Origin of the sequence: Halorubrum halophilum, from assembly GCF_000739595.1 — an archaeon.
GTDB classification, from domain to species: domain Archaea; phylum Halobacteriota; class Halobacteria; order Halobacteriales; family Haloferacaceae; genus Halorubrum; species Halorubrum halophilum.
The window spans coordinates 17,847-30,266 of sequence record NZ_BBJP01000022.1; the positions used below are offsets into that span (position 1 = coordinate 17,847).

Consider the following 12,420-nt stretch of genomic DNA (forward strand, 5'->3'; position numbering starts at 1 on the left):
TCCGGATAGCTCGTCGCATGAGTGACGCATCCGCGCTGACCGAGCCGGAACGCGACGTGCCGGACGTCGGCGAGCTGACGCCGCCGGACCGAACGCTGATGGGACCGGGGCCGAGCGACGTCCACCCGCGCGTGCTGAAAGCGATGAGCACCCCGCTCGTCGGCCACCTCGACCCGTCGTTCGTCGAGATCATGGACGAGGTTCAGGAGCTGCTGCGCTACACGTTCCGGACCGACAACAAGTGGACGATCCCGGTGTCGGGGACCGGATCCGCGTCGATGGAGGCGGCCATCGGCAACCTCGTCGAGCCGGGCGACACGATGCTGGTCCCGACGAACGGCTACTTCGGCGGGCGGATGAAGTCGATGGCCGAGCGGGCGGGCGGCGATGTCGTCGAGGTCGACGCGCCGTGGGGCGAGCCCCTCGATCCGGTCGACGTGGAGCGCGCGTTCGACGAGCACCAGCCGGACGTGTTCGGGTTCGTCCACGCCGAGACCTCGACGGGAGTCCTCCAGCCGAACGTCCCCGAACTGACCGATATCGCACACGACCACGACGCGTTCGTGATCGCCGACTCGGTCACCTCGCTGGGGGGCGTCGAACTGCGCGTCGACGAGTGGGGGATCGACGCCGCCTACTCCGGCCCGCAGAAGTGCCTCTCGTGTCCGCCCGGCGCGAGCCCGCTCACGCTCAGCGACCGCGCGATGGACAAGGTGCTCGACCGCGACGAACAACCTCGGTCGTGGTACCTCGACCTCTCCCTCTTGGAGGGGTACTGGGGCGACGACCGGTCGTACCACCACACCGCGCCGATCACCAACGTGTACGCGCTCCGCGAGGCCCTCCGCCTCGTCGCTGAGGAGGGGATCGAAGCGCGGTGGGAGCGCCACCGAGAGGTCGCCGGCGACCTGAAGGCGGGCCTTCAGGATCTGGGACTCGAGATGAACGCCCCCGACGAGTACTGGCTCCCGAGCCTGAACGCGGTGCGGGTGCCGGACGGGATCGACGACGGCGCCGTCATCGAGCACCTCCTCAAGGAGTACGACTTGGAGATCGCGTCCGGACTCGGCGATCTCGAGGGCGACATCTGGCGGATCGGCTGCATGGGATACTCAGCCCGCCCGAAGAACGTCGAGTACGTTCTCGCGGCGCTGGAGGACGCGCTCGCGGAGCAGGGGTTCTAGTCGGCTGGAAGCGACGCGGGGGCGTCGGAATCGGACGCGACCGCGGACCACCGCCGAGGGGTTTATCAGTGCGTGTCTCTCCCCTCGGTAAGGGTATGAACGATCTACGAACCGGACTCAGCTACGGGGACGTGCTGCTCGTGCCGCAGCGGTCGCCGGTCGACAGCCGGAGCGACGTGGACCTCTCGACGCGGCTCACGCCGAATGTCGAGCTGAAGACGCCGCTCGTCTCGGCGGCGATGGACACCGTCACGGAGGCGGATCTGGCGGTTGAGATCTCCCGCGCCGGCGGGATCGGCGTGCTGCACCGATTCCTCACCGTCGACGAGCAGGCGGCGCAGGTCGAGGACGTGGCCGCGGCCGGCGAACGGGTCGCCGCCGCGGTCGGCATCAACGAGGACTACGTGGCCCGGAGCGCCGCGCTCGTCGCGGCCGACGTGGACGCGCTCGTCGTCGACGTGGCGCACGGCCACCTCGAACGGACGATCCGGGCGGTCGAGGAGATCGCCGAGGAGTTCCCGGAGACGGATCTGGTCGCCGGCAATGTCGCCACGCCCGCGGGCGTCGAGGACCTCGCGGCCGCCGGCGCCGACTGCGTGAAGGTCGGTATCGGCCCCGGCTCGCACTGCACCACGCGGAAGGTCGCCGGCGCGGGCGTGCCGCAGCTGACCGCGGTCGACGACTGCGCGACCGCGGCCGAAGACCTCGACGTGACGATATGCGCCGACGGCGGGATCCGCACCTCCGGCGACGCGGCGAAGGCGCTGATGGCCGGCGCCGACACCGTGATGCTCGGGAGCCTCTTCGCCGGCACGGCGGAAGCGCCCGGCGCGGTCGTCGAGGTCGAGGGAACGCGCTACAAGCGGTCGCGCGGGATGGCGACGACCGCCGCCGCCGAGGACCGCGACGACAAGGGCACCGACGTGGTCGCCGACGAGGGCGTCGAGGCGCTGACGCCGTACAAGGGGCCGGTTGCGACGGTCACCGAGGAGTTCTGTCAGGGGATCCGCTCGGGGCTGTCGTACTGCGGCGGTCACACCATCGAGCGGGCTCGCGACCGGGCCGAGTTCGTCCGCGTCGCGCCCGGCGCGAAGGAGCGCGAAGGGTTCCACACCGACGACGACTGGGAGGGGATCAGCGTAGACAGCGAGACGGAGCGAGTCGCCGATTCGACCGGCGGGTCGGCGGCCGAAAGCGACGACTGATCGAGCGATCGAGACGGCAAAATCGACCCCGCGACCATCCGATCGAGGCGTTCTATGCGGTTCGCGTACGACCGAGAGACAGATCCGACGCTCCACTTCAGGCTGTTCTCGCCGGACCGGCTCCGCGAGGCGGCTCTCGGGACCGAGTGGGAGGTCGCAGCGATCGACCGGCAGGGAACCGGAAACGGGCCGCATTACCGAGCCGCGCTCCGGAAGTGGTAGGTGGAACTGAAGGATCACAGCTCTCGGATCGACGATTCACGCGCCCTACCACGCCGTCAGCGCCGCGCGTCCGTGGTCGTGCGCGAGAACCGCGAGGAACGCGACGACGCCGGTGATCGCGAACGCGCCGCCGACGTAGAAGACGGACGCCATGCTGACCTCGACCATCAGCCAGCCGGCGATGAGGGGGCCCGCCACCGATCCGGGCCGCCAGACGAGCTCGCGGATGCCGAAGCTGGACGCGACGCCGCCGTCGTCAGTCCCCTCGTCCGCGAACAGCGCCATGCTGGCCGGCTCGCGGAAGGAGTCGGCGACGCCGAGCAGCCCTGAGAAGGCGACGAGGGGGAGATACGCCGGCGGCAACTCGCCGAGGATCGGAACCGTCACCGCGGCGCCGAGGGCCGTGCCGACCATCGGAGCGAAGGGGATCAGGACCGCGATCAGCCCGTAGGCACCGCCGCCGGCGAAGACGAACAGCGACCGTCCGTAGGCGTCCGAGAGCCGGCCGGTGAACAGCTGACCGACCATGTTGGTGGCCTTCTCCCCGGTGACCGTCACCGCGACCGCGGTCGCGCCGACCGCGAGCCCGCCCGCGGCCATCTGCGTGCCGGCGTAGATCGGGATCCAAGTCCGTACCATCGTCACCGCGAAGGCGTACTGCGTCCGGAACGTCGAGATAGTGACGATCCGCCGGTTGACCGCGAGGTCGGTGAACGGGAACCCCTCGACGCGGGTCGGGTCGGCGTCGAGGACGCCCCAGGTGATCACCCACGCGACGATCATCAGCACCGTGATGATAGCAAACACCGGTCCGAACCCGACCGAGTCGTACACCGCGCCCGCGCCGAGCGAGCCCACGATCGAGGCCGCGAAGGCGGCAGCGTTCGCTTTGCCGATCTTGTCCGCGCGCGTGCCCACGTCGGCGATCTCCCCGACCAGCGAGAGCGTCATCAGCCCCGCGCCGGTAACGACGAACCCCTGTAGCGCCCTGACGAGGACGAACGATCCGGAGGAGTCGACGAACGGAAACAGGGTGTAGACGCCCGCGCCGACACCGAGAACGGCGATGAGGACGAGCCGCTTGTCGAACCGATCGCCGGCCCACGCCAGCGGGATCACGGCGACCGTCTGCGCGAGGGTGAACCCGGTGGTGTACATCCCGATGATAAACCCGGCCGAGATGGTGACGCCGAGCACCGTCGTCGCCTGCGGATCCAGCGTGTTGATGTAGGTCGGCAGCAGCGTCAGCAGAGTGATGAAACCGAACCCCTCGGCAAATCGGGTGAGGTAGAGCGCCCAGAACTGCGATCGCTTCTCCCCGTTACCAGTGTCCGCGTTGCTCACACCGGATCGGCACGCACCGGTTCAAAGTGGGTTTCGGTTCGAAGCGCTCGACGGACCGGACCGGGGTGGAGTCGCCGTCGGACTTATGAGCCGTCCGGACGGCCGTACGGCCATGGGCGACCCAGTCTGCGATCGCCGGTTCTGTCCGGAGTGTGACCTCGCCGTCTCGTGCGCCGACGACCTCTGCCCGGAGTGCGGTGCGCCGATTGATGGCGCCGACGCCTGACGGATGTCGATCGCTGACCGATGCAAAAATACAGCTACATGTCAGTGGAAGCCGGAGCGAGATGTTAACAGCGGACCGAGCACCTGGTCGCTTCACCGTATCGGCGTCGCTCCGAGATTCAGTGTACGGGCCGGGCGCGAATACGTTCTACGTAAGTCGCCGGGGTACAGCGGTTCCCTGGCGCTTACGCAGAAGCCTGTGCCGTCTGTGCTACTGCGCACAGACAGGCACAATAAACACGCGACCGACGGATTAAGCAAGATCTGCTCCTCCCGGACGAGGTACTCTGTCTGCCCCCACGGTTGGCATCGCACACGAGCCATGCCAGAACTTGAACCTCTTGAACCAGAACGAGGCGTAGAGCTTTACCTCAAACACAGGGCAGACGATTGTGCTGACTCGACTCTCAACGCACACCGACTTCGGCTCAAACACCTACTCCGATGGTGTGATGAGCGTGATATCACCAATCTCAACGAGCTCACTGGACGACGTCTCCATGAGTACCGCCTCTGGAGAAAAGCAGAGGGTGACCTCAATCGCGTGTCTGTTCGGACACAGATGTCTACCCTCAGAGCCTTCCTCGATTTCTGCGCGCAGATCGACGCCGTTGAGATGGGACTCAAGGAAACCGTTGATGTTCCAGAGCTCGATGACGGCGAAAACGCACGATCAGTACACATCGATAACGATCACGCAGAACAGATTCTGTCTAAGCTTGCTAAATATGAGTATGCGAGCCTTCGGCACGTTCTCATCCTGTTGCTCTGGAAAACGGGAGTGAGAACCGGAACTGTGCGCAGCATCAACGCAGACGATGTCGATAGTGACGACGGATACATCGAAGTCAGACATCGACCAGAATATGGAACACCACTGAAGAACAAATCCTCTGGAGAGAGGTTCATCGCAATCTCTGAGGAGACAGGACGGATCCTCACTGACTGGATAGAGGAGCAACATCCAGGCACGGAAGATGAACACGGTCAGACACCACTGCTAGCCACTAACTATGGCCGAACCAGCCGAAGTAATATCCGGAAAAATTCGTACTGGGTCACAAGACCGCAGTTCATCGGAGAGGACTGTCAATGCGAGGTTGAGGATCATTCGTATGACGAAGTCCACCAGTGTGAAGACGCGGTAAGTCCCCACGCGCTTCGAAGAGGATCCATCACCCACCATTTACGATCTAATGTGCCTCGTCCAGTCGTGTCCGAACGAGCAAACGTCAGCGGAGACGTACTTGAGACGCACTACGACCAGACCAGTTTGGAGGAGCAAATGAATCTGAGGAGGGATCACTTAGACAACATCTAATTTCTGATCGTGTCAAATATCTTTATTTCTATGAGACGGCACAGGCAGCAGGAGAACACGGATGGGGGTTCATCCTGACACAGTATGTTGTACACCTTACAGTCTATCGTACACAACCCATCTACTTCCTCTCAACAGAGAACGACACACCAAGCTAGGTCGACCCAGACCAATCAAGGGTCATCTGTAACAGTACCAAACTAAGCAACAAACAGTCGCCCTCTTATAGAGAGAAATCCACACTGGCATCGGACTAATACATTGTTCGGACACACTCTGACAACCCTCTTCACTATATACTATGCACATTGTAGATGCGATCTGCATCGCGTTACTCATTGAGTGAGTGGCCCACCAGCAACGGGTCGGCCACTGTATTTTATTTAGTACACCTATTTTCGAATATAGATCGTTGTGGACAGACTTGCGAGTAAACCAAGATGGATATCGAACTCATCGGCGCTACTGGAATTCTCATAATTTGACATTTCACGCCTCTAATCGCTCAGTACAGAGTAAGTATGTATCATCGGATCTTCTGTCAATGCCAGAGTGGGTTAAGTATTATCTGCAGAATACAGAGGATCTGTGGTACGGTGATCACGTCTATTTCGCTCGAAATCTACTAGATTATCTGTGATAAGCGAATTGTGCACTTTCCGGTTCGATTTGTGATAGAACCCATGACATTTGATCGGTATCAGGGTGAGTTATTAATAAGTTCATCACCACCTGATGAGATACCGACGCCCATTTGGAACGTTTTTTGTGCAGTATTCAAGAGTAACTCTGAAATTTCTCCCTGGATCTGGCCAGCTCGTATAGGAACTTGCTCTGTATTGATACTAATTTCGTAGTTCCCATCGTCGTTTATTTCCTGATCATACTCAAGCCCTAATCTATCATAAACACCCATATCCTGTACGGCGTTACCCGGGTCGTTGTAGGTGTACCTCTCATGCATCATCCCTTGGAATTGTTCCGATAATTCGAATAGGGCTGTGAGTCTTCCCACTTTTTCTTCCCACTGTTCATAGAGACTTTCGAACGATCCTGCACTCTGTGCGACAATACCCACTACCTCACCCGTTTCCTCGTTCACAACTGGACCACCACTATGGCTGGGATTGAACAGTCCATCAACCTCAAAAAATGTACCATCGCCATTCGGATACGATTTTGAAGCGATTCGACCCCAACCGAAGCGTTGGCGGTCAAGAGAGTTCTCTCCTACTAATCGCGCGTATCCGGACCATATTACCTTCGTTCCAATCGGTGGGACTGTAGATGACACTGGTAGTATTTGACATTCGTCAGGGTGTCTATTAGAAGTGAGAACGGCAATATCGGACCCAGGATCTTCAGGGGCATTTTGGTCTTCGTAGATAACATCAACTTCCAAGACGCTACCGGCGAAAGTCCGAATTGTGAGGTCCTCTGGCTTAGAGGCAGCAACGACATGGGCTGCTGTAATAAGGTGGTTTTCGGCCACCCAGAAAGCGGAAGCTTGTCCCGCAGTTCCATCCACTCGACAAGTTGCTTCTTGGATCTTTTTTTCAACTGCCATATCGTGCTGTATATGACTAATGACTAATAGGTTAGTGTGTTTAATGAATGGGGAACCTTGTCTCTCCCACTAGATGAGCATTCTTCAGCGACCCGCTGTTTCGGACGATGATGTAAAAATAGGATTTAACAGAGCTAGATCATCCTATTCTGCGATATCATTGTAAGGGAACCAGTACATATTTTCCGCTAGCTTGATACGAATTACATCCAAAATTGGCCAATTCTTTTTGTAGCTTAACCTGTATCTCTCAACTACTCATGTTTGGACACGGAAAGTCAAAGCCTCGCTCCCAAACTGACAGGGAGCTCGCTCAACGTGTCCGTGACGTTGTCCCCGACCGCGTCAAATCTGCCCTGCAGAAGCGGTCTGATAGTAACTGTGCTGATCAGTGTCTCTGTCATAATCTGACGAAAAAGCGGGTGGCTGAATTAGTCAAACAGTTCTCCGACGGCACGACAACGAAAACTAACGCGGTGTACGTTCTTGAGTGTCAAATGAAATTTGTCACTCAGAAAGTGGTCCGCGAAGAGCTCCGTCTTCAGAATGATGTCTCATGGATAGACGATGCCCAAGAGAACAGACGACTGGTCTACGTCGGTGTTTCCACCGTCGTCCCAAATCGTCTTTGGAAGCATGCCGTTGGCAACGGAGACGGTGCTAACTTCACACAGATGTTTCCTCCCACTCGATTGCTCTCAATCCAGTGGTTTGAGAGAGAATCTGATGCCTATCGTGCTGAAGAGCTCACAGCCGAAATCTTGGAAGAGGAGACCCACGACGGGATCTACATTTCTCAGCCTGGTTAATTCGTAGCCGGGAAAGTACATCTACACTTCAGTCAAGTGGGTATCGAGTCACCCTCCGCCTTTGAAACATCAACCTAGGACCGGGGTTTATTCCAACTTAGTGTAGATACTATGCCATGATACCACAGTTCAAAGATGAGCATAGGTTCATCAAGTGGCTGGAGGACGCTCTTGACGGGTCTCGTGTGAAACGTGGTAGAAGTTATTCAGGTACTGGTGAAAAGAGCTACCCTACCATACGGGCTAGTAGCGAAGTTGGCAACCGAAAATCTGGAGAAATCGTTCCCGATATTACGTTATCTCACGACATTTGCTTTGAGATATCTCACCCTCATCGGAGAAAAATTGTGACACCACCAACAGAACCAGCATACATCGAGTGTAAGATTGGTCCAGCATATCGGGGAGAGGGCGAGATTGCTACTGAACGATCAGACACGGGCATTCCCGAGATCCAACGTGAGCTGAACGGTCAACTGAAGAGATATCAGTACAAGAGTAGCACGGCAAAGCCTACTGATGCTAGCAAAAACACCGTATTTGTAACATGCCCATATATGCTAGATGTCGATTTTCACAAAAACCATCTTCTAGACTTCTCGGTAGCTCAGTTCGAGCAGACTCTCCGCTCCCACAATTTAGGATGGGTATACAGGAATCAACATGGAATCGTTCTACAACTGGACTCAAACAATTCGTATCTTGTGCCTGAGTCCAAGTGAGCCTGATAGCGGTTCTGAATCATGCTGTACTACACGCAATTCGACCGATCCTGGCTCTAAAAACCTCCAAATTTTTCGAGAGGTTACCCCCGTTCTAAGCAAGCCTCAGTTTGCTCCAATATAAAAAAATCTTGAGCACAATTGGCACCACGCTAGCGCCATTTGGGAAACAGTTTAGTCAGTGACAGCCCATGACCTAGTGTAGCTAATACCCGACACGTTGGCAGTTTGTTTCGGGTACAGTCGCATGTGTCGCGCTGCTCAGACAACTGTGCTCGCTCAGAATCCAGTAGTCTACTGTAGGCTCCGAAATGAGCTGAATTCCTAGACCTGGGTAGAATCGACTGGGTCTACAGTCGAGTGAGGACAGTGTCAGCAGGTGGCCATGTGGCACCATGAAAAGACAAATCGCTACAGAAGATAGAGTACCGAACACCAACTCACCCGCTCCTGCTGACAAGGATGGCTCTGTCCGGGCCCACTACGGGAAAGTATCTGCTCCGCGAGAGCGAGAGAATAAGGTCATCTATGAACACGCAGATATGGAGTACACCGGAAAGAAGTGGGGCCAGACAACGGACACGGCTGAAATCACTGGTAGTTCAGCCCGAACAACGTTTCGATCATACGAGGCGGATAGCTCCAATCCCACCGACTTCGACAAGATGTGGAAATATCAGATGGGTCGCAAACAAACCTATGAGAACTCGCGAAACAAGAACGTGGTCCGAGATGATGCAACTTGGACGCTCTGTGATGCTGTCCTCCAACAGTGTGAGGTGCCTGATTGGGAGCGTCATACGGCTATTCGCAATGTGCTTCATCGCGATCTACAGGGATTCAGTAAGCACTACAGTGGCGCCGACGGCGCCTGTGTAGGGTTCGCCCTTATGGAGCTATGTGAGAGCCCAGAAGCAGCCAAAGACTGTTGGGTGGCAGACCAAGCTGTAGAAGTCCTCCCTAAGTTTGACCCACAAAAAGTAGAGGATCTGATCAGCTACGTGTTCGACGACGATAGGGAGTACAACTGATGTGGGAATCCGAACCGGCAAGAGAACACGGTGTGGGGTCTGTTCCAGAACCTCTTCGCGAGCGAACGCAGTGGATAGTCACTAACCACAAGGCCCCGATTCGGCCGAGAGAGGGGTGGAATGTGCCGGAGAATCAGCTACCGATGGATATCGCTCTAAGACAGTCGAAGCGGTACATTGGACAGCCTGCGTACGTACTCCAATCGGACGATCCGTTCGTGATTGTTGACCTCGACGATGTCGTTCCCGAAGGCTCGTCTGACATCACTCAAGAGGCTCAGAGGATCGTCCAAGAGTTGAGCACCTACACTGAGTGGAGCCGATCCGGCGAAGGCTTACACTTGATCGTTGAAGGAGAACGTTCTCTCGAATGGGGAGAAAAGGGAGCTCTGGACGACATCGGTGAGATCGAGATATACGATCGCGATCAGTATGTTGTGCTGACTGGGAATCGATCCAACCTATGTGAGAAAAGCACGGGGGCTATCGAAGAAAATGCTGGAGATGTCATAGCCAATCTCGAGCGTAAGTATCTGCCCATGCGGACAGAGTCGGGGGAGCCTGATGAGTCCTCCTCTACAGATGATCGAGCCTCAGAATCTAATAATTCAACAGGCCTCTGCGCGGAGGACATCCGACGCACAGTTGAGGAGTACGCAAAGAGTGGCTCCAATCAAGCGAAGCGGACGTTGAACCGATGGGATTCACCATCTAGCTCGAGCGAAGGTCTTTCATCACCATCTGAGGCAGATCTTGGCTTTGCCTCCGATCTTGCGTTCTGGTGTAGGGAGGACGCAAAGTTGGTGGATAAATGCTTCCGGCATTCGAGCCGAATCCGGTCTAAGTGGGATGAAGTTCACTACTCGGATGGGAAAACCTATGGAGATGTTACTATCCAAAAAGCAATCAAAACGAACGGTAGCACGTTCTCAGGACATTATGTAACAAGGTAGTGAAACAACAATAGATATCCATGGCTGATTGAGACAGCGATCAAAGACAACCTACCATTTAAGTTTAATATATCCGGGTTCAGAAACATCAACTATTTTTCCCGTGTTTTCTTCCAAGTGATAATATTTGATTGCCTCTCCATCCCAGTCCTGATCAGTATTTGGTATCGTCTCGTTTTTACTGTCTCTAATGAAAACGGGGATGCAGTAATTGTATTTTTCATCCATTGAGAGTCCATTTTTAATCTCATCAAGCAAATCATGCCGTTTATTTCTAGGTAAATTGTCAAATCGAGCTACCTCGTTAGAGAGGCGAATAGCAGACCTACGTACACCGCGTGAGAATGCAGTCAAATTATCTTCACTAACTCGAAAAATATCAAATTGATCGATAATATCTAGATCTATATTTTCCACTTCCGTGTGAGCAATCGGATATTGAATATCCTCTCGGAGGGATTCAATCTGCTTATTAACATCAAAGAGAGACTCTAAGTAATCCTTAATAGATCTACGATAGGACTCGATGCTGAAATCTTCACCAGGTCTCACAAGCGTTATACTGCCATCCCTGGACTCCAAATCTCTCGAAATTGTATCTCCAAACGGGCATAAAAATACCATTTCTGTGGAATCTAAGAGGAAAGCATAGCTGAGCATTCGGGACCGGACCTCAGATTGTTGACTGGGGTCATTGTGGCGAGAATAGTATTTACTGTCAAGAACTGCGACTGTGTCACCTGAATTTTTGAGGACATGGTCTGGCCGATATGTAGCTACTGTGTCGTCGTTGAATACTTGCAGCGTAGGTTCTTCCTCAACCGTGATCTTTTCCTCAACATTACCTGGATCTAACTCATTCAGGTATTCGACCTCTTTCTCTAATGTAATCTGGCTAAATGTCTCGAACACCTGATCCATATCCAAAATGAAGTCGACCGTGAGATCTTCTCGTCCTGATTCAAGTGATTGGCCAGTAGTTGATGAAATTATAGTTTTAGATGTTTTGACTGCATTAGAGTAATACCGACGCTGTCGTGGAAGATCAGATATATCTGTGGTTTTCACCCTATGTAAGTCGACACAATCTGTGGAGACGCCGAGATCCTCTAGATGTCTTACCTCTTCCCGTAGCGAGCTGAAGATCTGGAAATACTGTTTATGATTATACTCGCTGGATGAATCTTGAAATAATTGTAATAGTTGCTTACCTGCTAGATAAATCAGACTGTTAACTGGGGTAGAGTAGTCGATATTTTTCTTAACAAATCGGTGTTTTGGTACTCCGTGTGCCTTGTTCAGTAAGCTCTTTTCAACATCGATTCTTCCACGACCAGAGACTGCGTCATATTGTTCGTTCTTAAAGTGTCGGATAAATCCATTTCGGTGGATTGGCTGCAGACTATTCAGGTAGTTGATGGCAATCACGACAAATATATCCTCTATTTCAATATCTTCTGAAAGAAAGTCATCAATTGGAATTCCGTGGTACCGTAGCGATCTGTTACGTCTCTGGATCGCTAGGAACATTTCAAGGATCTCCTCCCACCCGATCTTGGGATTGATCTGTAGTTTCGAAGTCGGTGTGAGGTTGACAACTCCTACAACATCTTCGACAGAGATTGTTAGCGATCCTTCATCTACAGTCGCTTTGACAACGCTTCTCTCCTCTTTGCTTTCCCTCGTTGTGCGGGTTTTTTCGAATTCGTTAGCAGCTACTTTGTCGAATGCTGCTCGTTGGAGTTGCTCTCCTATTTCAGGCGGACAATTGTTGATTGTTTTCTCATTCCGCTCCTGAATCTCGACTCGATTCGGGAGGGCACTACTGCTCATGGAA

10 protein-coding genes and 1 pseudogene are annotated in these 12,420 nt (G+C 55.0%); 8 read left to right on the top strand and 3 right to left on the bottom strand.

Going from position 1 to position 12,420, the window contains the following annotated elements:
* Window positions 1-17: 17 nt before the first annotated feature.
* The 3 genes and pseudogenes from ACP96_RS07360 to ACP96_RS17615 form a co-directional block, all read left to right on the top strand.
* Window positions 18-1,184, top strand: a complete 1,167-nt coding sequence (locus ACP96_RS07360) for a pyridoxal-phosphate-dependent aminotransferase family protein (RefSeq protein ID WP_050025160.1) — start codon at window positions 18-20, stop codon at window positions 1,182-1,184.
* 95 nt (window positions 1,185-1,279) lie between these two features.
* Window positions 1,280-2,389, top strand: a complete 1,110-nt coding sequence (locus ACP96_RS07365; protein WP_050032843.1) for a guanosine monophosphate reductase — start codon at window positions 1,280-1,282, stop codon at window positions 2,387-2,389.
* A 48-nt stretch (window positions 2,390-2,437) separates the two neighbouring features.
* Window positions 2,438-2,611, top strand: a pseudogene (locus ACP96_RS17615) (class I SAM-dependent methyltransferase); the annotation flags it as partial.
* 45 nt (window positions 2,612-2,656) lie between these two features.
* Here ACP96_RS17615 and ACP96_RS07370 read toward each other — a convergent pair.
* The gene (locus tag ACP96_RS07370; RefSeq protein ID WP_050032844.1) at window positions 2,657-3,955 is read right to left on the bottom strand and encodes an MFS transporter; all 1,299 of its coding nucleotides are present in this window, start codon (window positions 3,953-3,955) and stop codon (window positions 2,657-2,659) included.
* Between the two features lie 547 nt (window positions 3,956-4,502).
* Between ACP96_RS07370 and ACP96_RS17620 the strand changes: the two genes are divergently transcribed.
* Window positions 4,503-5,501: a tyrosine-type recombinase/integrase gene (locus ACP96_RS17620; RefSeq protein ID WP_082222483.1), complete on the top strand. Its 999-nt coding sequence runs from the start codon at window positions 4,503-4,505 to the stop codon at window positions 5,499-5,501.
* Window positions 5,502-6,201: 700 nt separating this feature from the next.
* On the opposite strand, the gene ACP96_RS17625 is transcribed toward ACP96_RS17620, so the two are convergent.
* Window positions 6,202-7,068 (bottom strand): S1 family peptidase, encoded by an 867-nt coding sequence (locus ACP96_RS17625; RefSeq protein WP_082222484.1) that lies wholly within the window; start codon window positions 7,066-7,068, stop codon window positions 6,202-6,204.
* Between the two features lie 518 nt (window positions 7,069-7,586).
* Between ACP96_RS17625 and ACP96_RS07385 the strand changes: the two genes are divergently transcribed.
* The 4 genes from ACP96_RS07385 to ACP96_RS18560 all read left to right on the top strand — a co-directional run bounded on the left by ACP96_RS07385 (window position 7,587) and on the right by ACP96_RS18560 (window position 10,583).
* Window positions 7,587-7,877, top strand: coding sequence for a GIY-YIG nuclease family protein (locus ACP96_RS07385; RefSeq protein ID WP_154020421.1), 291 nt, complete (start codon window positions 7,587-7,589; stop codon window positions 7,875-7,877).
* A gap of 116 nt (window positions 7,878-7,993) precedes the next feature.
* Window positions 7,994-8,599, top strand: coding sequence for a hypothetical protein (locus ACP96_RS18555; protein WP_154020422.1), 606 nt, complete (start codon window positions 7,994-7,996; stop codon window positions 8,597-8,599).
* A gap of 395 nt (window positions 8,600-8,994) precedes the next feature.
* Window positions 8,995-9,630: a hypothetical protein gene (locus ACP96_RS07390; protein ID WP_154020423.1), complete on the top strand. Its 636-nt coding sequence runs from the start codon at window positions 8,995-8,997 to the stop codon at window positions 9,628-9,630.
* The gene (locus tag ACP96_RS18560; protein WP_154020424.1) at window positions 9,630-10,583 is read left to right on the top strand and encodes a phage NrS-1 polymerase family protein; all 954 of its coding nucleotides are present in this window, start codon (window positions 9,630-9,632) and stop codon (window positions 10,581-10,583) included. The genes ACP96_RS07390 and ACP96_RS18560 overlap by 1 nt, the downstream gene beginning before the upstream one ends.
* A gap of 51 nt (window positions 10,584-10,634) precedes the next feature.
* Here the strand turns inward: ACP96_RS18560 and ACP96_RS17630 are convergent, their stop codons facing one another.
* A complete protein-coding gene (locus ACP96_RS17630; protein WP_082222485.1) occupies window positions 10,635-12,416 on the bottom strand; it encodes a 5-methylcytosine restriction system specificity protein McrC in 1,782 nt (593 codons plus the stop codon).
* Window positions 12,417-12,420 lie beyond the last annotated feature (4 nt).

Coding starts and splice junctions, on each gene's coding strand:
- ACP96_RS07360 (WP_050025160.1), top strand. CDS start 18: ATGAGTGACGCATCCGCGCTGACCGAGCCGGAACGCGACGTGCCGGAC.
- ACP96_RS07365 (WP_050032843.1), top strand. CDS start 1,280: ATGAACGATCTACGAACCGGACTCAGCTACGGGGACGTGCTGCTCGTG.
- ACP96_RS17620 (WP_082222483.1), top strand. CDS start 4,503: ATGCCAGAACTTGAACCTCTTGAACCAGAACGAGGCGTAGAGCTTTAC.
- ACP96_RS17625 (WP_082222484.1), bottom strand. CDS start 7,068: ATGGCAGTTGAAAAAAAGATCCAAGAAGCAACTTGTCGAGTGGATGGA.
- ACP96_RS18555 (WP_154020422.1), top strand. CDS start 7,994: ATGATACCACAGTTCAAAGATGAGCATAGGTTCATCAAGTGGCTGGAG.
- ACP96_RS07390 (WP_154020423.1), top strand. CDS start 8,995: ATGAAAAGACAAATCGCTACAGAAGATAGAGTACCGAACACCAACTCA.
- ACP96_RS18560 (WP_154020424.1), top strand. CDS start 9,630: ATGTGGGAATCCGAACCGGCAAGAGAACACGGTGTGGGGTCTGTTCCA.
- ACP96_RS17630 (WP_082222485.1), bottom strand. CDS start 12,416: ATGAGCAGTAGTGCCCTCCCGAATCGAGTCGAGATTCAGGAGCGGAAT.